The 24,997-nt window shown below is 63.8% G+C and carries 19 protein-coding genes; 10 read left to right on the top strand and 9 right to left on the bottom strand.

Annotated features, from left to right (window positions below):
• Positions 1–34 precede the first annotated feature (34 nt).
• Positions 35–820, top strand: a complete 786-nt coding sequence (locus tag BX591_RS25695) for an IclR family transcriptional regulator (protein WP_111934144.1) — start codon at positions 35–37, stop codon at positions 818–820.
• Positions 821–867: 47 nt separating this feature from the next.
• On the opposite strand, the gene BX591_RS25690 is transcribed toward BX591_RS25695, so the two are convergent.
• Positions 868–1,701, bottom strand: coding sequence for an EAL domain-containing protein (locus tag BX591_RS25690; RefSeq protein ID WP_111934143.1), 834 nt, complete (start codon positions 1,699–1,701; stop codon positions 868–870).
• A gap of 320 nt (positions 1,702–2,021) precedes the next feature.
• Between BX591_RS25690 and BX591_RS25685 the strand changes: the two genes are divergently transcribed.
• Genes BX591_RS25685 through fahA form a run of 3 tightly spaced genes read left to right on the top strand, consistent with a single transcriptional unit; the run spans position 2,022 to position 6,074 of the window.
• A complete protein-coding gene (locus tag BX591_RS25685) occupies positions 2,022–3,386 on the top strand; it encodes an MFS transporter (RefSeq protein ID WP_111934142.1) in 1,365 nt (454 codons plus the stop codon).
• A 34-nt stretch (positions 3,387–3,420) separates the two neighbouring features.
• Positions 3,421–4,767 (top strand): homogentisate 1,2-dioxygenase, encoded by a 1,347-nt coding sequence (gene hmgA, locus BX591_RS25680; RefSeq protein ID WP_111934141.1) that lies wholly within the window; start codon positions 3,421–3,423, stop codon positions 4,765–4,767.
• Entirely contained in the window at positions 4,764–6,074 is a 1,311-nt protein-coding gene (fahA, locus tag BX591_RS25675; protein WP_167444613.1) for a fumarylacetoacetase, read from the top strand. Before hmgA ends, fahA begins: the two co-directional genes overlap by 4 nt.
• A gap of 92 nt (positions 6,075–6,166) precedes the next feature.
• Here the strand turns inward: fahA and BX591_RS25670 are convergent, their stop codons facing one another.
• The 6 genes from BX591_RS25670 to BX591_RS25645 all read right to left on the bottom strand — a co-directional run bounded on the left by BX591_RS25670 (position 6,167) and on the right by BX591_RS25645 (position 12,514).
• Entirely contained in the window at positions 6,167–7,111 is a 945-nt protein-coding gene (locus tag BX591_RS25670) for a PLP-dependent cysteine synthase family protein (protein ID WP_111934139.1), read from the bottom strand.
• Complete coding sequence (locus tag BX591_RS25665) at positions 7,108–8,337, bottom strand: MFS transporter (RefSeq protein ID WP_111934138.1); 1,230 nt, start codon at positions 8,335–8,337, stop codon at positions 7,108–7,110. The genes BX591_RS25670 and BX591_RS25665 overlap by 4 nt, the downstream gene beginning before the upstream one ends.
• Positions 8,334–9,038, bottom strand: a complete 705-nt coding sequence (locus BX591_RS25660; protein ID WP_244147110.1) for an alanyl-tRNA editing protein — start codon at positions 9,036–9,038, stop codon at positions 8,334–8,336. The genes BX591_RS25665 and BX591_RS25660 overlap by 4 nt, the downstream gene beginning before the upstream one ends.
• A 133-nt stretch (positions 9,039–9,171) precedes the next feature.
• Positions 9,172–9,819, bottom strand: coding sequence for a serine O-acetyltransferase (locus BX591_RS25655; RefSeq protein WP_111934136.1), 648 nt, complete (start codon positions 9,817–9,819; stop codon positions 9,172–9,174).
• 276 nt (positions 9,820–10,095) lie between these two features.
• On the bottom strand, positions 10,096–11,256 hold the full coding sequence (locus tag BX591_RS25650) for an MFS transporter (protein ID WP_111934135.1): 1,161 nt from the start codon (positions 11,254–11,256) through the stop codon (positions 10,096–10,098).
• 91 nt (positions 11,257–11,347) lie between these two features.
• Complete coding sequence (locus BX591_RS25645) at positions 11,348–12,514, bottom strand: MFS transporter (protein ID WP_111934134.1); 1,167 nt, start codon at positions 12,512–12,514, stop codon at positions 11,348–11,350.
• A gap of 373 nt (positions 12,515–12,887) precedes the next feature.
• Here BX591_RS25645 and BX591_RS25640 point away from each other — a divergent pair, with 373 nt between their 5' ends.
• Complete coding sequence (locus BX591_RS25640; protein ID WP_111934133.1) at positions 12,888–13,529, top strand: plasmid fertility inhibition factor family protein; 642 nt, start codon at positions 12,888–12,890, stop codon at positions 13,527–13,529.
• On the opposite strand, the gene BX591_RS25635 is transcribed toward BX591_RS25640, so the two are convergent.
• The gene (locus tag BX591_RS25635) at positions 13,526–14,524 is read right to left on the bottom strand and encodes a 2-hydroxyacid dehydrogenase (protein ID WP_111934132.1); all 999 of its coding nucleotides are present in this window, start codon (positions 14,522–14,524) and stop codon (positions 13,526–13,528) included. The genes BX591_RS25640 and BX591_RS25635 overlap by 4 nt on opposite strands.
• Before the next feature lie 550 nt (positions 14,525–15,074).
• Between BX591_RS25635 and aspT (BX591_RS25630) the strand changes: the two genes are divergently transcribed.
• From aspT (BX591_RS25630) to BX591_RS25615, 4 genes are all read left to right on the top strand, one after another.
• Positions 15,075–16,757: an aspartate-alanine antiporter gene (aspT, locus tag BX591_RS25630; RefSeq protein WP_111934131.1), complete on the top strand. Its 1,683-nt coding sequence runs from the start codon at positions 15,075–15,077 to the stop codon at positions 16,755–16,757.
• 123 nt (positions 16,758–16,880) lie between these two features.
• Positions 16,881–18,566, top strand: a complete 1,686-nt coding sequence (aspT, locus tag BX591_RS25625; protein ID WP_111934130.1) for an aspartate-alanine antiporter — start codon at positions 16,881–16,883, stop codon at positions 18,564–18,566.
• 104 nt (positions 18,567–18,670) lie between these two features.
• Positions 18,671–20,335: a bifunctional aspartate transaminase/aspartate 4-decarboxylase gene (locus BX591_RS25620; RefSeq protein ID WP_111934129.1), complete on the top strand. Its 1,665-nt coding sequence runs from the start codon at positions 18,671–18,673 to the stop codon at positions 20,333–20,335.
• Between the two features lie 186 nt (positions 20,336–20,521).
• Positions 20,522–21,760, top strand: a complete 1,239-nt coding sequence (locus BX591_RS25615; RefSeq protein ID WP_111934128.1) for a pyridoxal-phosphate-dependent aminotransferase family protein — start codon at positions 20,522–20,524, stop codon at positions 21,758–21,760.
• A 75-nt stretch (positions 21,761–21,835) separates the two neighbouring features.
• Here the strand turns inward: BX591_RS25615 and BX591_RS25610 are convergent, their stop codons facing one another.
• A complete protein-coding gene (locus BX591_RS25610; RefSeq protein WP_111934127.1) occupies positions 21,836–23,047 on the bottom strand; it encodes an MFS transporter in 1,212 nt (403 codons plus the stop codon).
• 388 nt (positions 23,048–23,435) lie between these two features.
• Here BX591_RS25610 and xdhA point away from each other — a divergent pair, with 388 nt between their 5' ends.
• On the top strand, positions 23,436–24,965 hold the full coding sequence (gene xdhA, locus BX591_RS25605; protein ID WP_111934126.1) for a xanthine dehydrogenase small subunit: 1,530 nt from the start codon (positions 23,436–23,438) through the stop codon (positions 24,963–24,965).
• Positions 24,966–24,997 lie beyond the last annotated feature (32 nt).

The following is a 24,997-nucleotide window of genomic DNA, read 5'->3' as shown; positions in this document are numbered from 1 at the left end:
ATGTTTTGCAAACCACGACCGAGTGTATCACCCCATGCCGCCCACATCTACTCTGTCCGATCCGCTCGACGAGCGTAAATTCGTCGTCGCCCTTGCCCGCGGGCTGGATTTGCTGCGCGCGTTCAAACCGGGCGAAACCATGCTGGGCAATCGCGATTTCGTTGAACGCACGGGTTTGCCAAAGGCCACGGTCAACCGTCTCGCCTATACGCTGACGGTGCTGGGCTATCTGCGGCTCGACGAAACGCTGGGTAAATACGCGCTCGACGCGGGTGTGTTGTCGCTGGGTTTCGCGCTGCTGTCGGGCACCGACACGCTGGAGCTCGCGCGTCCGCATATGCGCACCTTCGCTCGCGAAGTCGGCGCGGCGGTGTCGCTCGGTTGCCGTGACGGGCTCGACATGATTTATCTGGAGACGATCCGCAGCGAAACCGCGTTGACGCTCGGACTGGCCTCCGGCTCGAAACTGTCGATGCTGACGAGTTCGATGGGCCGCGCGTATCTGGCCGTGCAAGCGCCCGATGTGCGCGCGGCGCTGCTGGCGGAACTCAGGAAGGCGGCGGGCAAAGACGCGCCGGCTTTAATCGCCGACGCCGAAACCGAAATCGCCGCGTTCGCCGAGGAACGTTGCTGCTACTCGTTCCGCGCGTGGCACGACGACGTGAATGCGGTTGCGGTGCCGTTTCGCGAGCCGCGCGAAGGGCGCTGGCTCGTGCTCAGTTGCAGCGGGCCGGCGTCGTCGATGGGAGAGGAGGTGTTTCGCGAGACCGTCGGGCCGCGCCTGAAAGCGCTCGCGCGGCGTCTGGGCGACACGAGTTAAAACGGGTTAAAACGGGCTAAAACGGGTTCAAACGCCAGCCGCCCCGTTCAAACCGCCCGGTCGTGATAATGCGCATTGAACAACGGCCCTTGCACGAAGCGCACGTCGTATTGCTGCAGCGCCACGAACTGCGCTTCATCCATCACGCGGTTGAAGATTAGTGGAACCCGCAGACGGCTCGCGTAACCCACTAGCGGTTTCACCATCGCATCGCGCAACGCGACGCCCGCATCCATCTTGATGAAGTCGAGCCGCGCGGTTTCCGACACCGAGAGAATCTGCCCCGCGTTCGACAGATTGCCCGCCACCTTGAAGCCGTAGCGCTGATAGCTCTGGGTCAGGTAGCCGAGAAACGTCTTGTGCGCGACGGCCGCCGCCGGCAACTCGATCACCACTCGCGACGGGTTCAATCCGAACGACACCAGCACCGTCGAAAAATGCCGGCCATGGTCGTACTTCACGCTCTTCAGCAGACGCTCGTGCACGCGCAGAAACAGCAATCCATGCCGTTGCGCGCCAAAGAAATTGATCGCATGGAGCGCCCGCGACATCCGGTCGAGCGCGACCAGTTGCTGGTCGTCGGCAATCCGGTCGAACGGGTCGAACACGTCGAACGGCGGCGCGTCGAGGCGCTGCGTGACCGCCTGAAAACCGAGTTCGTCGCCGAACCGGTCCACGCCCTCGGCGCCCGACGTGAGCGACTGCGCCAGCGAATGCACGCTGATGTCGAAGATCGGCTCGTAACTGCTCGCCAGTTCGTGACCGTCGAAGCGGGCCAGCGCAATGTCGCTGTGCTCGCCGTGTCCCATCGCCAGGTACTCGCCGAGAAACGGGTGGTCGGCGGCGCGGGCGATGAGGTTGGGGATGGTCGGCGGAATCATGTAGGCGGATGGATGGCAAAGGAGGCGCGCTCGGCGCCCGGCAACGCGACGCGTCGCCGCATCCAATGATGGTAGCAGTACAGCCCGTGCTCACATGAACAAAATGCTCATAACGTTATCCGCCGAACGCTTGTGCGCGCGGGCTTCCGGCCGTATTCGCGCGGTGCTTCAGGGTATACGTTAATTTCACTATACGTAATTCGTTTTACTATACGTAAATCGCCGTGTTGACGGTGACGGCGATCGTTCTGCACGGAACGGGGCCGTCGTTGCCATCCACGCGGCCACCAGACAATCCATCAGGATGAGGGGACACCCGAATGAGCGCTAATCCGGCTCCAGCCGCCGCCAACGTGATCGAAGTCGAGCGCGTGCTCGGCGAAACGCATCACCCGGCCTTCCAGTGGATGCTGCTCGCGTTGTGCGGGCTGTGTCTCGTGATCGACGGCTTCGACGCGCAGGCCATGGGCTACGTCGCGCCCAGCGTGATCGGCGAATGGCATGTGTCGAAGGCGGCGCTCGGCCCCGTGTTCAGCGCGAGCCTGTTCGGCATGCTGCTCGGCGCGCTGGGTTTGTCGGTACTGGCGGACCGGATCGGACGCCGGCCGGTGCTGATCGGCGCGACGTTTTTCTTCGCGCTGTCCATGCTGGCCACGGCGTTCGTTTCGACGATTCCTGCGTTGATCGCGCTGCGCTTCGTCACGGGACTCGGGCTCGGCTGCATCATGCCGAACGCGATGGCGCTGGTCGGCGAGTTTGCGTCGCCCGCGCACCGCGTCAAGCGCATGATGCTGGTGTCGTGCGGCTTCACGCTGGGCGCGGCGCTCGGCGGTTTCGTCAGTGCCGCGCTGATTCCGGCCTACGGCTGGCGCGCGGTGTTCTGGGTCGGCGGCGCGGTGCCGCTGCTGCTCGCGTTCGCGATGCTCGCGGCGTTGCCGGAATCGCTGCAATTCCTCGTGCTCAAGGGACGCAGCGAGCGCGCGCTGCGCTGGCTCGCGAAATTCGATCCGACGCTGCGGATCGACGCGAACACCCGCGTCGTCGTGCGTGAGAAGGGCACCGGCGGCGCGCCGGTCGCGGAACTGTTCCGCGCGGGCCGCACGCCGGTCACGCTGATTCTGTGGGCCATCAGTTTCATGAACCTGATCGACCTGTACTTCCTGTCGAACTGGCTGCCCACGGTGATGCGCGACGCCGGCTATTCGCCCTCCACCGCAGTGATCGTCGGTACGGTGCTGCAGACCGGCGGCGTGGTGGGAACGTTGCTGCTCGGCTGGTTTATCGAACGCTTCGGTTTCGTGCGCGTGCTGTTCGTGTGTTTTGCCTGCGCGGCGCTCGCGGTCGGCACCATCGGCACGGTCGCCCATGCGTTGCCGTGGCTGCTGGTCGTGGTGTTCGCGGGCGGCTTCTGCGTGGTCGGCGGACAACCGGCGGTCAACGCGCTGGCCGGCCATTTCTATCCGACCACGCTGCGCTCGACAGGCATCGGCTGGAGTCTCGGCATCGGCCGGATCGGCTCGGTGTTCGGCCCGCTGGTCGGCGGCCAACTGATCGCGATGAACTGGTCGAACGCGTCGCTGTTCCATGCGGCAGCCGTGCCGGTGCTGTGTTCCGCGCTGCTGGTGATCGCGCTCGCCGCGGCGACCCGGCAACGCGGCCGGCCGGCCGAGCCGCAGACCGCTTGAGATGAAACGAACGAGTATCAACGGAGAACCTTGCATGGACACCGCAACACGTCAGCCGAATATCGCGCACTCGCGGCTCGAGATCGAGCCGGGTTATCAGTCGGGCTTCGGCAATGAATTCGCCACCGAGGCGCTGCCGGGCGCGTTGCCCGACGGCCGCAATTCACCGCAGCGCGCGGCCTACGGTCTGTACGCCGAGCAGCTTTCGGGCACCGCGTTCACCGCGCCGCGCGGCCACAATCGCCGCACCTGGACCTACCGGATCCGGCCGGCAGCCGTGCACAAGCCGTTCACGCTACTGCCCCCAGCGCGGTTGGTCGCCAATTTCGCCGACGTCCCGCCGACGCCGCCCAATCAATTACGTTGGGACGCCTTGCCGATGCCGACGGAGCCGACCGATTTCATCGACGGTTGGGTGACGATGGCGGGCAACGGCGCCGCGGAATCGATGAGCGGTTGCGCGATTCATCTGTACGCCGCGAACCGCGCGATGCAGGACCGTTTCTTCTATAGCGCCGACGGCGAATTGCTGATCGTGCCGCAGGAAGGGCGTCTGCACATTGCGACCGAAATGGGCCGGCTCGATATCGAACCGTTCGAGATCGCGGTGATTCCGCGCGGCGTGCGCTTCGCGGTGAGCCTGCCGGACGGCACGGCGCGCGGCTATATCTGCGAGAACTTCGGCGCGCTGCTGCGCTTGCCGGATCTCGGCCCGATCGGCTCCAACGGTCTCGCGAATCCGCGCGATTTCCTCACGCCGCACGCGGCCTACGAAGACCGCGAAGGCGACTTCGAACTCGTCGCCAAGCTGAACGGCAATCTGTGGCGCGCGGATATCGGCCATTCGCCGCTCGACGTGGTGGCATGGCACGGCAACTACGCGCCGTACAAGTACGATTTGCGCCGCTTCAACACGATCGGCTCGATCAGCTTCGACCATCCGGACCCGTCGATTTTCCTGGTGCTGCAATCGCAAAGCGACACGCCGGGCGTCGATACGATCGACTTCGTGATCTTCCCGCCGCGCTGGCTCGCCGCCGAAGATACCTTCCGCCCGCCCTGGTTCCATCGCAACGTGGCGAGCGAATTCATGGGCCTCGTGCATGGCGTGTACGACGCCAAGGCCGAGGGCTTCGTGCCCGGCGGCGGCAGTCTGCACAACTGCATGTCGGGTCATGGCCCGGACGCGGACACGTTCGAAAAGGCCTCGCACAGCGATACGTCCAAACCGCATAAAGTGAGCGACACGATGGCCTTCATGTTCGAAACGCGCACGCTGCTCAAGCCGACCCGCTTCGCGCTCGAAACCGCGCAATTGCAGGCCCATTACTACGAGTGCTGGCAAGGCCTCAAGAAACATTTCAACCCGGAGCAACGATGAGCGCGTTCAGCGATTTTCAGGCGACGCTCGATCCGTCGCGCAAGAGCTGGATCGAATCGGCCAACGACCCGACCAGCGATTTTTCGATCCAGAATCTGCCGTTCGGCGTGTTTAGCGACCCGCGTGACGGGCTGAACGGGGCGCGGCGCGTGGGCGTGGCGATCGGCGACGAGATCGTCGATCTGGCCGCGTTGCAGACCGCGGGCCTGCTCAAGGTATCGTCGAAAGCAGACGTGTTTGCACGCGAGACGTTGAACGACTTCATCGCACTCGGACGCGACGCATGGCGCAGTGTCCGTGTCCAATTAAGCGATCTGCTGGCACGCGAGAGCGCGGCCTTGCGCGACGACAGCGCGCTACGTGCGAAGGCGCTGGTGCGTCAGGCCGACGCGCAATTGCATCTGCCGGTGCAGATTCCGGGCTACACCGATTTTTATTCGTCGAAAGAACACGCGACGAATGTCGGTTCGATGTTCCGCGATCCGAAGAACGCGTTGCTGCCGAACTGGTCGGAAATGCCGATCGGCTACAACGGACGGGCGTCGTCGGTGGTGGTGAGCGGGACGCCGGTGCGTCGGCCCAAGGGTCAACTGAAGCTGCCGGATCAGGAGCGTCCTGTGTTCGGCGCGTGCCGCAAGCTGGATATCGAACTGGAAACGGGTTTCGTGATCGGCGCAGGCAATGCGCTAGGTGAGCCGGTGGCCTGCGCGGATGCCGAGGCGCATATCTTCGGCATGGTGCTGCTGAACGACTGGAGCGCGCGCGACATCCAGCAATGGGAATACGTGCCGCTCGGTCCGTTCAACGCGAAGAGCTTCGCGACCACGATCTCGTCGTGGATCGTGACGCTCGACGCGCTCGAACCGTTCCGCGTCGCGCAACCGGTGCAGGAGCCGCAGCCGCTGGCTTATCTGCGTCACGACGGCGCGCACGCTTTCGACATCCATCTGGAAGTGACCTTGCGTCCGCACCAGGCCACCCAGGCGAGCACGATCGCGCGGACCAATTTCAGGCATATGTACTGGACGATGGCGCAGCAGCTCGCGCATCACACGGTGTCGGGGTGCAACACGCGGGTGGGCGATCTGATGGGTTCCGGCACGATCAGCGGGCCGAGCGAGGATTCGTTCGGCAGCCTGCTGGAACTGACGTGGAACGGCAAGAAGCCGGTGGAGTTGCAGCAGGGCGGCACGCGCAGTTTTATCGAAGACGGCGACGAACTGACGTTGGCGGGCTGGTGCCAGGGAGAGGGTTATCGGGTCGGCTTCGGGGTGTGCGCGGGGCAGATTTTGCCGGCGCGGCAATAAGCTTTGAATCGATGATGAAGCGAGGTCGGCGCAATGGCGCCGACCTTTTTTGTTTCCGCTTTTGCCGCCGAGCGGAAATCGGCGCGATCCGGTTACCGGACGTACCACAGGCCATGATCGTACAGAATCGAAAGGACCTTATGCTCGCGCGTTGCGTTGCGCGCCAACCCATGTGCGACGCTCAGGCAAGCGGCTGTGGTATTGCCCACCAGAAAGCCGCTCGTGCACGCGAACGTTCTGCGTGTACTGAGCACCTGCTCGTACGACACGGTCCTCACCTCGTCGATCAGATCCCAGCCGAGAAAAGGCGGCGCCGCGCCGACCGACATGCCTTCGAGCTTGTGGTCCGTAAAGACGCCGTTGCGCGAGTCGCACCCCTGCGGCTCCACCAGCACGACGTGGACCCGATAGCCCGCTGACTTCAACGCTTTGGCAATGCCAACGAGGCTTGCACCCGTGCCGGCGCACGCGACAAAGGTCAATTGGCGAACGTGGGGCCACGCCTGGAGTTGCGCCGCGATCTCCGGCCCGGTTTCGATTTCGTGCGCGATTACGCTGCCCGCGTTGCGGAACTGATCCGTGTAGAAGTAGTTGCGCTCGTGTTCCGCCTGATGAGTCAGATGCGATTCCACCACCTCGCGCGGCGTTGCGCCACGTTCGAGCATATCGAGGCCGATGAGCTGCGCGCCGAACAGTTCGAGGCAGCGGCGTTTGACCGCGCTGAATCCGAGGCCCACGGCGAGGTGGACCGGTACTCCGTGCGCGTGACAGGCGATGGCCAGCCCGAAGCCGAAATTGCCGCCGGTCTTTTCAATGACCGTGGTGCGGCCGGGCACGATTTCGCCGCTGGCGATCGCATTTCGCACGATAAAGCGCGCGGCCCGTACTTTGTGGCTACCGCCCGGGTTATCGCATTCGAATTTGAGCAGCAATCCGGGCTGGACCTCGCGAAGTGGGGTCAGCAGGGTGTTGCCCGTATGGGGCGTTTCCTGCTCGACGTTGGCAAGCGGCGTTGGATGAATCGGTTCGAGCGTCATGATGGAAGCGCCTGCGCAATGCGCGGTTGCGTTTCGCGCATCCACACCCAGGTCAGGCCGGCGGCGGCGAGACACAGCACGAGGCAGACCAGGTTGGTGGCCGGCCAACCGATCGCGCTTTGCAGGACGGCCGGGAGAAAGGCGCCCACGGTCGCGCAGATCGCGATCACGCAATCGTTGATACCTTGCATCCGATAGCGATTTGCGTCGGTGAGCGTACAGGCCAGCAACGCGCCGCCGCCCACGTAGCCGAAGTTCCAGCCGACGCCGAGCAGGATCAGACCGGCGACGACCGGCCAGAGACCGACTCCCCAAATGCCCAGCATCGCAGAGCCTGCCAGCAGCAGATAACCGGCGAGCAGCGTATTGCGATGGCCGGCGCGAACCAGAATCGCACCAGTCACGAACGACGGCGCGAACATGGCGACGACATGCCCCTGGATTACGAACGAACTTGTGTCGAAGGACACGCAGAGCGACGCCATGAGCAGCGACGCCTGCACCATCAGCATGTTCATGAGCAGATAGCTCAGCGCGGCGGCAACGATCGCGGCCATGATCGGCGCGCGCGCGGTGACGGCGCCCGCCTGGACGGCGCGTGCCGTGGCCATGGGCGGTCGAGCCGGCCGCCAGAACGCGATCGCCGCGATGGTGGCCAGGCCGAGCAGCACGAACGACGCGTAACACAGCGAAAACGGCGCGAAACCGTCTACGTTTTTCAGCCCCATCGACAGCAGCGGACCGCTGAGCGCGGCAACGATGCCGCCCGCGACCACCAGCGATACGCCCTTAGGCCGCAGCGCCGGCGCGAGGCCGTCGACGGCGGCGAAGCGATAGAAGTTGGCGAACGCCACGTACACGCCGAGCATACCGTGCGCGACGATCAGTTCCGCGAAGCGGGCGCGAACCACGGCGTGGTAGCCCATGCAGCCGGCCGCGATCAGGAACAGCGCGCCGAGCAGGAACCCTGCCTTGCGGCCATGTCGATGCATGAAGCTGGCCGCTGGATACGTGGCGATGGCGACCGCCGCGAACTGGAAACCGTAAGGCACGGTGCCCCATGCCTGGCTCGGCGCGAGCTTGCCGCCGACCAGTGCCGCGATAGTGACGGACACCACGGCGGCGGTCAGGTTGATGGCCTGACAAAGCGTCAGCAGGTAGGTCGTACCAGGCAGTCTCGTCGAAACACTTGCATGGGGCGATGGCGCGTTGCTCACGCGGTTCATGGCTTCGCCTCCGGCGCGACATGGCGGAGGGCGTCGGTATGGAACGATGCGATATCGACGCGCGCACCGTCGAATTGACACGACAGCCGCTCCTTGCCGGCACCCATGCTTTTGCGGCGAACGACGATGCGCCCGATCGGCGCGGTATTGCCGATATGCGTTCCGCCGCAAGGCATGGTGTGGTCTTCGCATTGCCAGTAGCGGGCGTCGCCGTGATCGGCATGCGCGTAGGTCCGCACCGTGCTGCCGCGCGCGACGAAGTCGTTGGCGATCTGCTCGATCGCGTCAATTTCCTGAGCCGTGAAGCGGGTATCGACGCCGAAATCAAAGCGCGCGCCGTCGGGGCGGATATGGCAGCCCAAGGTCCACGCCACGGCGTCGGGCCGGACACTGCCCACGCCGAGATAGAGAAGATGCGACGCAGTGTGGCTCAAGGACAACCGTGCCCGGCGCATCGTGTCGATGCTGATCCGCACTTCGTCACCCGGTTTCAGGTTGGCGAGATGGTGCGTGTCGGCGGGATCCACGACGTGTTCCACCACGCCGCCTAGCTGAATGTCCGGAAAATCGGGAATGTTCGCGCGCTGCCCGTACATCTTGCGGACGTGGATAAAGCGGATGAGCTGGCCATCGGGCAACGTCAACGTACCGACGTCCGCCTGCTGGCCGCCACCTTCCGGATAGGCGATGGTGGCGCTCAATTCGACGAAGTCGGCGCCGACCTTTGAAACAGTCGAGTGAATCTCAGATAGAAAGGTATCCGAATAATAAAGTTTATCGGTAGATCTGGAAAATGGACGCATGGATTGAATGACCTCGTCTGATGCAATGCTGTCAAGCGCGCGCGGAGACGCCGCTGCGGACGACCTGCGTCTGGGAACGGAGTGTGACCACGGAATGTGGCGCGATATCGTGAGTCACGCAGCAGTGCGTGCCGATGAATACGTCGCTGCCGACCCGAATGTCGCCGAACAGGCGCGCGAATGCCCCGATCTGAACGCGGTCTCCCAGCGTGGGGTGGCGCTTGCCCGCCGGATTACCGGCGATGCCCGTGGCGCCCAACGTGACGCCGCCTAGCAAATAACAATCGTTGCCGATCACGCTGGTCTCGCCGATCACCGATCCCCAGCCGTGGTCGAGGATGAACCGCCGGCCGATTGCGCAGCGCGGATGGATTTCCGCGCCGGACAGCAGTTTGCCGCGATTGGCGACGAGCGAGGCATAGGCTTCCATGTCCGCGCGCGCGTGCGGGCCGATGCCCGCCATGGCGATCAGTGCGTGTGCGAGCCGGTAATGGAGGGTGGCCTTGAAGGACGTGGAGCCGACCAGAACGGCGCTCGCCGACCCTTTTTGAGCGGGATCCTTGGAACAGAACGCATGCAGGTCTTCATGGGCGAGCAGGCATGCCTGCGCGAAACAGCCGTGTGCGGTGACGATCCGCGTTACATCGGGCGGTGTGCACTCCATCAGGGCCGCCCGCATCAGATGCGCGATAGCCTGTTCAGACTCGGCGGCGCAGACGGGCTGAGACGCCGTGTGATTTTCCGTCGAAGCGAGCGTGCTGGTGTTCTGCGCGAAACGAACCGCCGGTGGCGGCGCGGAATCTCCGGTTGCAATTAAGAAGTCTCTCATACGTTATTGATGTATATAGGAATACGTATGGATTAGTTTGCCTTAATGCACGGTCGTTCTGTTGTGAGAAATTTCCCAAATTAAAGTGGTCGAAATGCAGGGCGAGAAAAGCCAGATCGCGGTCGATTACCCCACCGCCCGCACCGTCAGCCGCCTCCGTTCCCACCACACCGCCGCCAGAAACGCGAGCGCTGCCACGAGTAACACGCCGACCATTGCATCGTCGCCGACGCCCTTCATCAATGCACCCGCCACCAGCGGCCCGCCGAAACTGGCCGCGCTCCATGAAGCGCCCACCAGCGAACTCGCCGACACCAGCGCGATGCCGCGAAAGCGTTCGCCGCACGCGACCAGCGACAGCGTGTAAATCGCGCCCGCCGCCGCACCGAGCACGTACAGCAAGGGCCAGCACAGCCACGGCGACTTGATTGCCCACGGCAGCAACGGCAATAGCAGCACGACGATCACGCCGCAGCCGATATGCACCCGCTCGCGGCCCAGCCGGTCCGCGAGCCAGCCGATCGGAAACTGCATCGTGGTGTCGCCGAGCAGCAAAGCCGAGGCGGACAACACCGCGACCTCGCTCGTCACGCCGTGCGACATCGCGAAGAGCGGCAGCAGCGACAACGCGATCGTGTCGAACAACGCGAAAAAGCCGGTGCCGACCACCAGCGCCGGCATCTGCGGCAGTACGCGGCGCCAGCTGCCGTGCGCGGCGTGTTCGTCGTCGGCCGCGTGCGGTGTGGTGCGGAGGGTGGCGAGCATCGGCAGCGCCAGTAGAAAGAGCGCGCCGCAGATCAGGAAGCGCGAATGCATGAGGTCCGAGATCTGACTCACCAGCACCGGCCCCGACATCTGGAATAGCGTGAAGTTGGTCGCATAGATGGCGACCACACGGCCGCGGGTGGCGTCGTCGGCGAGCTGGTTGACCCAGGCTTCGCCGATCGTGAAGAGCAGCATTAGCGCCGCGCCGCAGAGCACGCGCAATAGCGCCCAGAGCCACAGGTTTGCGGTGAGTTGCATCAGCGCGGTGGCGATCGCCACCACCAGCACCGCGCCGACGATCACCTGGCGGCCACCGAAGCGCGCCGCGACCCAACCGGCGAACGGCACGACGACGAGGCCGCCGCCCGCTTGCGCGGCGGTCAGCAGGCCGACCACGTCGGTGCCATAGCCGGCTTGCGTCAGGGCGAGCGCGGTCAGCGGAAGGGTCGCGCCGCTGCCGAGCCCGACCACGGCAACACTGAGAATGAGCGCGAGGAAATCGCGAGTGAAGATGACTTTCATCGGCCGAGATGCTACTACGGCCGCTGGTCGTGCGCACGCATCGGCAGGTTCACGCCGCGCGGCGAATCAACACGGCGAATCAACACGGCAATTACCCCGCGGCCATCATCCGCTGTGCGCGACGGTCGATCGATACCGACCACAGCGTCAGCACCAGCGCGCCGATCGAGGTCGCCACACCGACCCATGGCAGCGTGGTGAGCGGCGCGCCCGCGCCGATTGCCATGCCGCCGAGCCAGGCGCCTGTCGCATTGCCGAGATTGAACGCGCCTTGATTCAAGGTCGAAGCCAGATTCGGCGCATGGCTCGCACGGTCCACGATCAGCATTTGCAGCGGCGGCACGATCGCGAAGGCCAGAATGCCCCAGACGAAGATCGTGATCATCGCCGGAATCTGCGCGTGCATCGTGCCCGCGAAGATCGTCAGGATCACGACGATCGCCAGCAGGAATGCCACCAGCGACGGCAACAGCCGCCAGTCGGCGAGCTTGCCGCCGAGCGTGCTGCCCACGGTCAGACCGAGGCCGAACAGCAACAGCACCAGTGTGACCGCATGCGGCGTGAAGCCGGTCACGTCTTCGAGAATCGGGGTGATGTAGGTGAAGGTCGAGAACAGGCTGGCGGACGCGAGCACGCTGATGCCGAGCACCATCAACACCTGGGGATTCTTCAACACGCTGAATTCGTGGATGAGACTGGCCTTCTGCATTTCGATTTTTGCCGGCAGGCAGACGGCGAGCGCGGCCGCCGCGACGATGCCGATGCCGGTCACCGCCCAGAAGGTTGCGCGCCAGCCCACGGCCTGGCCGAGCGCGGTGCCGAGCGGTACGCCGAGCACGTTGGCGAGCGTCAGGCCGGTGAACATCAGCGCGATGGCTTGCGCGCGGCGATTCGGCGCGACCAGGCCCGCGGCCACCACCGAGCCGATACCGAAGAAGGCGCCGTGGCAGAACGCCGTGACGATCCGAGCGGCCATCAGCACCGCGTAGCCCGGCGCGATCGCGCAGAGCAGATTGCCGACGATGAACACGCCGATCAGGCTCATCAACGCTTTCTTGCGCGGCATGTTGGCGACCGCGATCGCGACGATCGGTGCGCCGATCGTGACGCCGAGCGCATACGCCGACACCAGCATGCCGGCGGCCGGAATCGAGACGGACAGATCGCGTGCCACGTCGGGCAGCAGGCCCATGATCACGAATTCGGTGGTACCGATTCCAAAGGCGGCAACGGCAAGGGCTAGCAGGGGTAAAGGCATGGTGGCGGAGCGTGAATCAGCGCGACGGGGAGTGCCGCGCGGCCGGCGCGCGTTTTCGGGGCGAGAACGCGTGCGCCGTGCATGAGGCGAAACAGTAGGGGATTCTACCTAAGTCAAAACACCCGTGCCGAGGCGTAAGGCAAATGTTGTTTTTTGCTGCACACGGCGCGCGGGCTCCTCAAGGACGAGCGTCGCGCCGCCGATATCCTGCTTAACTTCGACGCGCGCATAGCTATTGAAATTTTGCGTGGCTATAGTCGTTACATCGATAGAGGTCAGCGTCTGCCCGTGTGTGCGGGTACTTTTAAAGTGTGTTCATGCCGAGGTGTCCTGGCAGCATGAGCATGCAGTGTGATTAATGCCGTGGTCTGTCATGCTTCTTACACAGTCGACTCGTAGCGTTAGCGCTCTTTTAACGCGCTGGCGGATTTTCGCCAGCTTATCGAGCCTGCCTTTGCCTTCGTCCAATCCATCGTCCGCCGCTTCGCCGGCTTGCGCCGAAACCGTGTGGATCGTGCCGCTCCTCGAGCATGCGTGGTTCGATCATGTGCGCCTGAAACGCGTCTTCGTCACCGACGGCACGCGGCATCAGGTCGTGCTGATCGACGTGCGCAAGCTGCTCGCCTGCGCGGATCGCGACAACACCGACTACGTGCTGAAGCCGGTTGCCGAATGGCATGCCGGCAAGGTGCGCGGCATTCGCGAGTTTCTCGATCCGGACAATCCGCGCATTCCGCAGATGCCCTACGTGACGATCACGACGCGTCGCGCGCCGGGATTGCTCGGCCTGGTGGGGTTGGAGCGCGAAGGCGTGGTGTCGTTTCGCAACGGGCAACATCGCGCGCGCTATCTGGCCGATGCCGGCGCGCGCTGGTTTCCGGTGGAAGTACACGAGCGCGAGGCGGCGATGCTGCGCGAACTGTGCGGTGCGCCGGACGACGCCCGCACCGCGATTCGCGCCACGACGCTGGGCGGGCCGCCTCAGATCGTTCCCCCGCCAGTCGGCAATCCCTAACCCGCCGCCCGCACCAGGTTGCGCGGTGTGCCGCTCTCCCAGGCCGCGACGTTGTCGAGGGTGGTCTGGGCGATCTCGCTCATCGCCTCGCGTGTGAAGAACGCCTGGTGCGCGGTGACGATCACGTTCGGGAACATCAGCAGACGTGCGAGCACGTCGTCCTGCAGCGGCAGGTTCGAGTGATCCTCGAAGAACAGGCCGCCTTCTTCCTCGTACACGTCGAGTCCGAGATGGCCGAGCTGGCCGTCTTTCAACGCCCCGATCAGCGCATTGCTTTCGACCAGGCCGCCGCGGCCGGTGTTGATCAGCATCGCGCCGCGTTTCATCCTGGCGAGCGCGTGGCTGTCGATCAGATGGTAGGTGTCCGGCACTAACGGACAGTGCAGGCTGACCACGTCCGATTCTGCCAGCAACATATCCAGCGGAACATAGCGCGCACCGAGCGCGAGCAGGTCTTCGGCCGGCGTGCCGGGATCGTGCGCGAGCACCTGCATGCCGAAACCCGCCATGATCCGTCCGAAGACGCGGCCGATCATCCCAGTGCCGATCACGCCGACCGTCTTGCCGTGCAGATCGAAGCCGAGCAGCCCGTGCAGCGAAAAGTCGCCCTCGCGCGTCCGTGCGACGGCGCGCGGCAGACGCCGGTTCAACGCCAGAATCAGGCCGACCGCGTGCTCGGCCACCGCGTGCGGCGAATACGCCGGCACGCGCGCGACCGGGATGCCGAGGCGTTCGGCCGCGGCCAGGTCCACATGATTGAAGCCTGCCGAGCGCAACGCGATCAAGCGCGTGCCACCGGCATGAAGCCGCGCCAGCACGGCCGCGTCGACTTTGTCGTTGACGAACGGGCACACCACTTCATAGCCGTGCGCCAGGATCGCGGTTTCGCTATCGAGGTGCGATTCCTGGAAGTGCAGTTCGTAGCAATGCCTGCCGTTGGCTTCGATGAACGTGTCGCGGTCGTATTGACGGCTGCTGAACAGGATCATGCGCATGTCGGGCTCCGAGGATTGCGTGCCGGCGGCAAGGGATTCAAACGTGGCGGACTCGCCGCGCGTCACGCGGATGGGCCAGTATAAAGGCCCGGCTGCCGGTCGCGGCGCACGGTGCCTTTTGCCATTCAGTCTTTGCTAAAGATCATGTTTTGCGAAGGCAATCGGGTCAAGATTGAAAATAATATTGACAGGTGTGAAGAATTTGAATATTTATTAAAAAAGCAGTCTGATAAAAGCATGTTCATTCATGCGGCAAAGTAGAAAAATTAGGCCATCAGAATTGAGTGTCTTTTTCAAGGCATCGAGCGATTTTTGCGAGGACAGTGTGACCGTCGAACTATCACAAGCGCTTTTCCATAACATCGCCGCAGCGCCGCAATTCTCCTCGACGCATGTCGCGTCATCCCATTGCCATAAATAGTGTCATTCAGCTAGCGATGCCGGTTGAATAATTGCTGAGCCGTACCGGGTCTGAGCGAATTATTTGCACTTTTTTTGAGCCATTGTTTTTCAGTCTCCTCCTAATAAACCTGTAAATCGGCGAGCCTACATGATCGGTGAATTGCTGAGGTCTCAACCGGAGATCGCGCTGTTCGCAAGCCTGGCAATCGGATATTTCATTGGCTCTTTTCGTATTGGGCCAATTCAGCTCGGCGGCGTTTGCGGCACGTTGATCGTTGCATTGCTGTTAGGACAGACGGGCGCGCGACTGGCGCCCGATCTGAAGAACATCGCGTTTGCGCTGTTCATTTTTGCGCTGGGCTTTACCGGCGGGCCGCAGTTCTTTGCGAACATCGGACGCGGTTGGCGCTATGGCGTGTTGTCGGTGGTCGAGATCGTTTCGGTGCTGGTGCTGATCCTGATCGCGGTGGTCGTGATGCGGCTCGACGCGGGCACGGCGGCTGGGCTGCTGGCCGGTGCGGCAACCGAATCGGCGGTGATCGGCACGGCGTCGGAGGCGATTGGCAAGCTCGGTTTCGGCGACGCGGACACGCTGCGTCTACAGGCCAATATCGTGACGGCGTACAGCGTGAGCTACCTGTTCGGCCTGATCACCATCGTGCTGTTCACGAGCCAGTTCGCACCGCTGCTGCTGCGCGTCAATTTGCGCGACGAAGCCGAGCGCGTATGGCGCAAGCTCGGCGGCGACGGCGCGTTCGGCGAAGGGCAGCGGGCGGCGGCGCCGGCGCTGGTGGGCCGCGCGTTCCGCGTCGGCGCGGCGGCCGGCACGACGGTCGTGGCGTTCGAGCAGCAGCATGGCTACAACCTGACCATCGAGCAACTGCGGCGTGACGGTGCGGTCGTGCCGGTCGAACCGAAGCTGGTGTTGATGGCCGACGACCTGGTCCTGGTCGGCGGCCGGCGTGCAGCGATCGTGACAGCGTCGGCCAGTCTGGGCGAGGAAATCGACGGTGGCGGTTTCGACCAGATCGTCGCCGCCAGGCTCGACGTGGTGCTGACGCGCCGCGACGCGGAAGGGCTGACGATCGCGCAGGTGCGGGAACGGGCCGATCCGGAACAGGCGCGCGGCGTCTACATCGCGGCGGTCACGCGGCTCGAAACCACGATGCCCGCGTTGCCCGGCACCACATTGAACCGCGGCGACGTGCTGACGCTGGTCGGCGCCAGGGTCGATGTCGAGCGCGGCGCGCGACGGTTGGGCTACGTCCTCGCCGCCACCCAGAAAACCGACTTCGTGTACCTCGCGCTGGGCGTGCTGGTGGGGATGGCGATCGGCCATCTCGGCGGGCGGATCGGCGGCGTCTCGATCGCGCTCGGCACGGGCGGCGGTTGCCTGCTGTCCGGTTTGCTGTTCGGCTGGATCCGCTCGCGCTATCCGTTGATCGGCTCGCTGCCGTCGGCGGCCGCGCAGATTCTCAAGGACTTCGGCCTCGCCACCTTCATCGCCGCGGTCGGTTTGTCGGCGGGACCGGACGCCATCAAGCTGGTGCGCGAATACGGCCTCGCGCTGCCGGTGGTCGGCATTCTGATGGTGCTGGTGCCGGGACTGCTGTCGCTGTGGATCGGCCGTGCGTTTCTCAAGCTCGAAGCGCCCATGCTGCTCGGCGCGATTGCCGGCCAGCAATGCAGCACGCCCGCGATCAGCGCGCTGGTCGGCGTGACCGGCAACTCGACGCCGGTGATCGGCTACACGATCACCTACGCACTTTCGAACGTTCTATTGCCGTTGATGGGACCGATCGTGGTCGGTCTTGCCGGCAAGCTCGGATAGCTAACACCCCATGCGCGGCACGACACGATCCGCTTCGCGCATCGACAGGCGGCATCCCCGCCCGCAGTACCCCAGCAGGCGGCACCCAGTACTCAATATCTCAAACTATCCAGCGAGGGCATGATGGACTGGCTACATCACATTTTTCAGAAATCCCCAGAAATCGCGCTGTTTTTATCGCTAGCAGCCGGTTACTTCATCGGGCAGATCAACTTCGGCAAATTCCAGCTGGGGGGCGTGGGCGGTTCGCTGCTCGCGGCGGTCGTCATCAGCCAGGCGGGCGTCACGATCGACAACGGCGTGAAGTCGGTCATGTTCGCCGTGTTCATCTACGCGGTCGGTTACGACTCCGGCCCGGGCTTCTTCAATTCGCTGAACCGCAAGACGCTGCGTGAAATCGCGATGGCGATCTTCCTCGCCGTCACCGCGTTGATCACCGTGGTGGTGTGCGCGAAGCTGTTCCATCTGAACAAGGGCCTCGCGGCCGGACTCGCCGGCGGCGCGCTGACGCAGTCGGCGATTATCGGCACGGCGGGCGACGCGATCGCGCGGCTCGGGTTGCCGGCCGATCAGGTGAAATCGCTGCAGTCGGACGTGGCGATCGCGTACGCGGTGACCTATGTGTTCGGCTCGTTGGGGGCGATCATCGTCTGCGTGAACATCCTGCCCAAGTTCATGGGGCAAGGCTTGCGGGAGGCGTCGATCGACGCGGAACGCGAGTTGTCGGCGGGCGCGTCGACCTCGCTCGCGGCGGGGCAGATTCGTGCGTTGCCTGAACTGGTGGGACGCGCGTACCGGATCGATGTCAGCGCCGGCAAAACCGTCAAGGCGGTCGAGACCTTGCATCAGGACATGTTGACGGTCGAAAAGATCAGACGCGACGGCAAGAGCCTCGATCCCACGCCGGATCTGACCTTGCAGCTCAACGACGAAGTGCTGGTGGTGGGCCGCCGCGAAGCGGTGGTCGCGTTCGGCGCGAACGGCAACGAAATTGCCAACGTCGACGAGATCGGCGTGGTGATGCAGACCCGCGACGGCGTGTTCACGCGCAAAGGCATGAATCACACGACGATCGCCGCCGCGCGCGAAGTGGTGGACCGCGACCTGCGCCACGGCGTCTACATCCAGCACATTTCACGCGCCGGTCAGCCGCTGCCGATCCTGCCCGAAACCAAACTGGAGCACGGCGACGTCATCACGTTCTACGGCTCGCCGAACGACACCAAACGCGCCGTCGACGCCGCCGGCTACGAATTGCCGAACACCAACAAGACCGACTTCATCTACATGGGCGTCGGCCTCGTGCTCGGCTTGCTGATCGGGCTGATCGTCGTCAACGTGGGCGGTATTCCGCTTACGCTCGGTTCGGGCGGCGGCTGCCTGCTGGCGGGTCTGCTGTTCGGCTGGATGCGCGGCAAGCATCCCATGTACGGCGTGATGCCGTCGGCGGCTTCGCAGTTGCTCAAGGATTTCGGCCTCGCGGCGTTCGTCGCGGTGGTGGGGCTGAACTCCGGCCTGCAAGCCGTGGTGACGGTCAAGCAGAGCGGCATGACGATCTTCCTGCTCGGCGTGTTCGTCACGTTGTTCCCGTTGCTGCTGACCATGCTGTTCGGCCGCTACGTTCTGAAGTACAACAACGCGGCGATTCTGGCCGGTGCGCTGACGGGCTCGCGCAGCGCGAATCCCGCCTTCGGCGGCGTGCTCGACAAGGCGGAAAGCGCGGTGCCGACGGTGCCGTTCGCGATCACGTATGCGATCGCCAACGTTGCGCTGACGCTGCTGGGGCCGCTCGTGGTCGGGCTGGTTTAGGCGCGCGCGTTTTTTCGATCTTTTATCGATCTCTCTCACGCCGGCGGTAAGCGGGCGATCCTCGCGACGCCGGCGTCATTCACCTGCTCATTGGAGAACGCATCATGGCAAAAGAGAAGGGCGACAAGAAACACGCCGATATGGCGCAAGCGGGTCTGTCCGCGCTCAGCCCGTTCGAACTGAAGGACGAACTGATCAAGGCGGCCGGCGGCGCCGCCGTGGAGCGCGCCGCGAATGTCGCGATGCTCAACGCCGGTCGTGGCAATCCGAACTTTCTCGCGACGGTTCCGCGTCACGGCTTCTGGCAACTCGGCCTGTTTGCGATGCGCGAATCGGAGCGCTCGTTCGCGTACATGCCGGAAGGCGTGGGCGGTTTCCCACGGCGCGACGGTCTGGAAGAGCGCTTCGATCTGTTCCTGCGCGAGAACAAGGGCGTGGCGGGCATCGACTTTTTGCGCGGCGCGGTGTCGTACGTGCGCGACCAGCTCGGCTACTCGGCTGGCGACTTCCTGTATGAAATGTGCGAAGGCATTCTCGCGTCGAACTATCCGGTGCCGGACCGCATGCTCAAGATGTCGGAGCTGATCGTCGGTCAGTATCTGCGCCGCGAGATGATCGGCAACCATCCGTTCGTCGGTGAGTTCGACGTGTTCGCGGTGGAGGGCGGCACGGCGGCGATGACGTACATCTTCAACACGATGCGCGAGAACCACCTCATCAAGGAAGGCGACACGATCGCGCTCGGCATGCCGATCTTCACGCCGTACATCGAAATTCCGCGTTTGAACGACTACAAGCTGAACGTCGTCAATCTCGAAGCGGACGTGGAAAGCGGCTGGCAGTATTCGAAGAAGGAACTCGACAAGCTGCGCGATCCGAAGGTGAAGGCGTTCTTCCTCGTGAACCCGAGCAATCCGCCTTCGGTGAAGATCAACGACGAGAGCCTTCAGTACATTGCCGACATCGTCAAGGAACGGCCCGATCTGATTCTGCTGACCGACGACGTGTACGGCACCTTCGCCGACGACTTCGTGTCGCTGTTTGCGCTGGCGCCGAAGAACACGATCCTGGTCTATTCGTACTCGAAGTATTTCGGCGCGACCGGCTGGCGTCTGGGTACGATCGCGACGCATCGCGACAACGTGCTCGACCGTCTGATCGCCGAGTTGCCGAAGGACGCGAAGAAACAGTTGCACGAGCGTTACGAGTCGATCACGACCGAACCGGACAAACTGAAGTTCATCGACCGCCTGGTTGCCGACAGCCGCACCGTCGCGCTGAATCACACGGCGGGTCTGTCGACGCCGCAGCAGGTGCAGATGGTGCTGTTCTCACTGTTCTCGCTAATGGACACGCCGGACGCGTACAAGAACGCGTTGAAGCGTCTGATCCGCAAACGCAAGCAGGCGCTCTACGAAGAAGTGGGCATTTCGTTCGAGGACGACCATCCGAATCAGGTCGACTACTACACGATTCTCGACATCGAGTTCCTCGGCGAGAAGATGTTCGGGCGTGAGTTCGTCGACTGGTTGCTGAAGAACACCGAGCCTTCCGAACTGCTGTTCCGTCTGGCGCGTGAAGCGCGGGTCGTGCTGTTGCCGGGGCGCGGCTTCGGTACGCAGCATCCGTCGGGGCGCGTGTCGCTCGCCAATCTGAACGAGTCGGACTATCGGCAGATCGGCCGCGCGTTGCGCAAACTGATCGAAGAGTACATCGAGCGATTCAACGCGGCGACCGGCAAAAAGCTCGATAAAACGAAGGTGAAATAACACGCGTCCGCGCGTTGTTAATGCAGTAGCAGATGTGCGCGCATTGATTGCATTTAATGCCTGAAAACAGGGCTTAAAGTCTTGCGCAATCGCGCGGATCAGTGAATGATCGGATCAACGGCCTCGCCAGCATGATTGTTGGCGAGGCCGATTGTTCCTTAGCGTTCTGACATTCACGTACCGATCATGCCGACTTCATCCCTCTCGCCCGTTGCTTCCGCTGTGCCCTGTCCGGTTGTCGAATCGCTCGACGCCATCCTCCCCGAAGAACCGCTGCTGATGATGGGCGCCGGCCCCGTGCCGATTCCCGCCGCCGTCGCCAAGGCCAATACGATCGTGATCAATCACCTGGGCGGCACGATGGTGAAGGTGATCGGCCAGGTGAAGACCATGGCGCGCTACGTGTTCCAGACGAATTCGAAATGGGTGCTGGGTGTGGCGGGACCGGGCTCGGCCGCGATGGAAATGGCGATCTCCAACCTCGCGTGGGAAGGCACGCGCGTGTTGAGTATCAAGAACGGTTTCTTCAGCGAACGGATGGCGGAGATGGGTCGCCGCGTCGGTGCGCGCGTGAGCATGCTCGACGTCGACGATGGCGCGGTGGCGAGTCTCGAACAGGTGGCCGAGGCGATTCGCCGCGAGCGTCCCGAGATCGTGACGGTGGTGCAGGGCGAGACGTCGAACACGGTGTGGAATTACCACCTGAAGGACATCGCTGCATTGGCGAAAGCCGCCGGAGCGCTAGTGATCGTCGACGCGGTTTGTACGTTGAGCACGATGCCGCTGGAGATGGACGCGTGGGGTATCGACGCGGTGATCACCGGCGGGCAGAAGGGCTTGTCGTCGATTCCGGGCGTCTCGCTGATCGCGTTTTCCGACGCGGCCTGGGCGCGCGTCAAAGGACGCACCGCACCGAACGCGCATTGGTGCCTGGATGCGTCGCTCGCGGAAAACTTCTGGCATAACGCGGGCTATCACTACACCGCGCCGGTGTCGGGCGTGCTGGCCTTGCACGAGGCGTTGCGGCTGGTGTGCGCGGAGACGCTGGAGAAGCGCTTCGCACGGCATCTGAAATGTTCGCTGGCCTTGCAGGAAGGGATCGCCGCGTTGGGGCTGAATCTATATGCGCCGCCGGCCTGCCGGTTGAATTCGGTGGTCGGTATCGAGGTGCCGCAAGGCTTGAGTCCCGGCGATATCTGCGGCCACATCTCGCGGCAGCATCAGGTCGAGATTTCCGGCTCGTTCGGTTTGCCGATTGTCCGCATCGGGCAGATGGGCGAGCAATGCCGCGAACACAATCTGTTCAGGACGCTGCACGCGCTGGGTCGGACGATGGTGGATCTCGGCGCGGCGGTGGATTTGCCGGCTGGGGTGGCGGCGCTGGAAAAATCGTTGTCGAGCGGCGCGCGCGTTCTGGCGCGGTAGTCTGGCGCCGACTTGAATGCGGCGCGCTGTGCGTATCCAGCGCGGGCGTGCCGCGCTGGGTAGCGTGGTGAACGATCAGGTCGTTGCGGGCGAAATCGGCGCCCGCGCATTGCGCAGATACATCACCGTCGAGAGCACCACGGCAGCGGCCGACGCCACGGCCGCAAACAGAAACACGGAAGCGTAGCCGAACTCGCCGGCAATGTAGCCGGCCAGCGGCCCGGTGATACCGAGCGAAAGATCGAGAAACACCGAATACGCCGACAACGCCGCGCCACGACTGGCCGGCGGCACGAGGCCGACCGCTTCGACACCGAGCGCGGGGAATACCAGCGCAAAGCCGAAACCGGTCAACGCCGCGCCGGCCAGCGCGATATGCGGCTCCGGCGCGAGCCACAGCATCAACAGCCCGGCGCATTCGAACGAGAACGACACGATCGCGACGCGGAAACCGCCGTAGCTCTTGATGGTGCTCGCGAACAGCAGGCGCGCGCCGATGAACAGCGTGCCGAACACCGTCAGCGACAAGGCCGCATTCGGCCAATGCTTCGCGGCGTAAAACAACGTGATGAAGGTGGCGATCGAGCCAAACCCGGCGGAACCGAGCGCGAGGCCGATACCGTGCGGCAACACGCGCGTGAGCACGCTGCCATACGACATCCGCTCACCGTGGACGATCGGCACCGGCGCGATCGGCCGGGCCAGATAGAAGCCGAGCGCCGCGAGGAAGGTCACGAGTATCCCCAGCGCCGCAAACCCGACCGTGTGCGCGATCGCGACGCCGAGCGGCGCGCCGACGGCCAGCGCGCCGTAAGTGGCGATGCCGTTCCACGAGATCACCCGCGCGTTGTTGCTCGTGCCGACCCGGCCGATACCCCACAGAATCGCGCCGGTGCCGCACAGACTTTCACCGAAACCGAGCACCAGACGGCTGCACACCAGCAAACCGAGGCTCAGCACGGGCCAGCGCCCGCACAGGATGGCCAGCAGCAACAGAATGCCGCTCGCGCCGCACCCCAGCAGACCGATCGACACCGTGCGCTTGGGCCCCAGCGTATCCGCCGAACGACCGGCCAGCGGCCGTGACGCCAGCGTGGCCAGGTATTGCACGCTGATTGCCGCGCCGGCCAGCACGGCGCTGTAGCCGAGGTCGTCGTGGACGTAGCCGGGCAGTACCGCGAGCGGAATACCGATCGTCAGATAGCAAAGAAACGTGAAAAAAACGACCGGAATGATCTGTAAGGTCGTCGCAAATTCGCTGCGCGGTGACGCTGAGTCGGTGGACATGGGGAAAACGAGACTTGAAAACGGCGGGAAGCCGTGATTTTCCCATGGAACCGATTCTCTTGCAGGAGTTGCTTAATAGTTTTACCCATTAAAAACAGTGCCGGATGCATATAGTGGTCCGGTTTTGGCGCATAAGCGCGGGTTTTGCCCCTCGCTCCGGCCGGGTTGACCAATCCCGATGTGTCCGTATTGTCGCAATAAATCATAAAACCAAGCTAAATTGCCACATCAACATAAGCGGACCGACCCTCAAACCTATCTCGTTATCGCCTCGCGGATATGTCCCGCATGCGATCCGAGCTATGGGTTGGTTTTATTGGGAATGATAGTTTTCGAACCATCACGCAGCACGTCCCCACGGACACAGAACATTCGAGAGTAAAGAGACATGACTGAGCCGATTCGCTTCTACCACCGCAACGCGATCCGCGAGATCAAGGACGCGCCCGTCACCCGCACCGTCCTGCAGTATCTGCGCGAAGACGTGCACTGCACCGGCACCAAGGAAGGGTGTGCCGAAGGCGACTGCGGCGCGTGCACGGTCGTGCTCGGCGAGCGTAACGCGGCGGGCGGCGTCGACTTCAAGGCGGTCAACGCCTGTATCCAGTTCGTGCCGACGCTCGACGGCAAGGCGCTCTTCACGGTCGAGGATTTGCGCCAGCCGGACGGCTCGCTGCATCCCGTGCAGGAAGCGATGGTGGAATGCCACGGCTCGCAGTGCGGTTTCTGCACGCCGGGTTTCGTCATGTCGATGTGGTCGCTGTATGAAAAGCACGGCCACGAGCATAGCTGCGCGAACAAAACGGTGCCCTCGCGCGACACGATCAGCAATGCGCTGACCGGCAACCTGTGCCGCTGCACGGGGTATCGCCCGATCGTCGACGCGGCCGTGCGCATGTTCGAAGCGCCGCCGCCCAAAGCGCCGGTCGATGTCGACGCGCTCGCCGCCACGCTCGCCAAGCTCGAGCGCACGGACACGTTCCACTACCAGCACGCCGGCCAGCAATTCGACGCGCCGCGTACGGTCGCCGCGCTCGCGAAAATCAAGGAAGCCGAACCGGCCACGCGGATTCTCGCTGGCAGCACGGACATCGGCCTGTGGGTGACCAAGATGATGCGCGATCTGGGCAACATCGTGTATATCGGGCAGATCGCCGAATTCCAGAAGCTCGAAACGAACGACGACTGGATCGAAATCGGCGCGGGCGTGAGCGTCGAAAAGGCTTACACGGAAATCATCAAGCAGTATCCGGAACTGTTCGAAATGCAGCAGCGCTTCGCGTCGCTGCCCATTCGCAACGCCGGCACGCTCGGCGGCAATATCGCCAACGGTTCGCCGATCGGCGATTCGATGCCCGGCCTGATCGCGCTCGGCGCGCGCGTGATCGTGCGCGGCGGCGAGATCGAACGTGAAATGCCGCTGGAAGATCTGTACCTCGCGTATCAGAAGAAAGACATGGCCGAACACGAATTCGTGGTCGGGCTGAAGGTGCCGACGCGCACCGGTGTGCGCAAGAACTTCCAGTTCCGCACCTACAAACTGTCGAAGCGTTTCGATTCCGACATCTCGGCCGTGTGCGCCGCGTTCTCGTTTATCGCCGATGGCGACGTGATCCGCGAGCCGCGCATCGCGTTCGGCGGCATGGCCGCCACCTCCAAGCGCGCGACGCACGCCGAAGCCGTGCTGCGCGATGCCGACTGGCACGAAGCCACCGCGCAGGCCGCGATGATCGCGCTCGGCAACGACTATGCGCCGCTCTCCGACATGCGGGCTACCAGCAACTACCGGCTCGAAGCCGCGAAAAACACGCTGTACCGTTTCTGGCTCGAAACGCGTCCGAACAATCCGCTGCCGAAGAGCGCGCTCGACGTCCGCGCGGTGGCCGCGGCATGCGCCCCAGCCGGCGCGAATGTCTGAGACGCGGTAAGTACGCGTTCAGTGCGCGGTAA

The organism is Paraburkholderia bryophila (assembly GCF_003269035.1).
Classification (GTDB): Bacteria; Pseudomonadota; Gammaproteobacteria; order Burkholderiales; family Burkholderiaceae; genus Paraburkholderia; species Paraburkholderia bryophila.
Note: the sequence above shows the minus strand (reverse complement) of the source record. Positions and strands in the feature narration are given on the sequence as shown.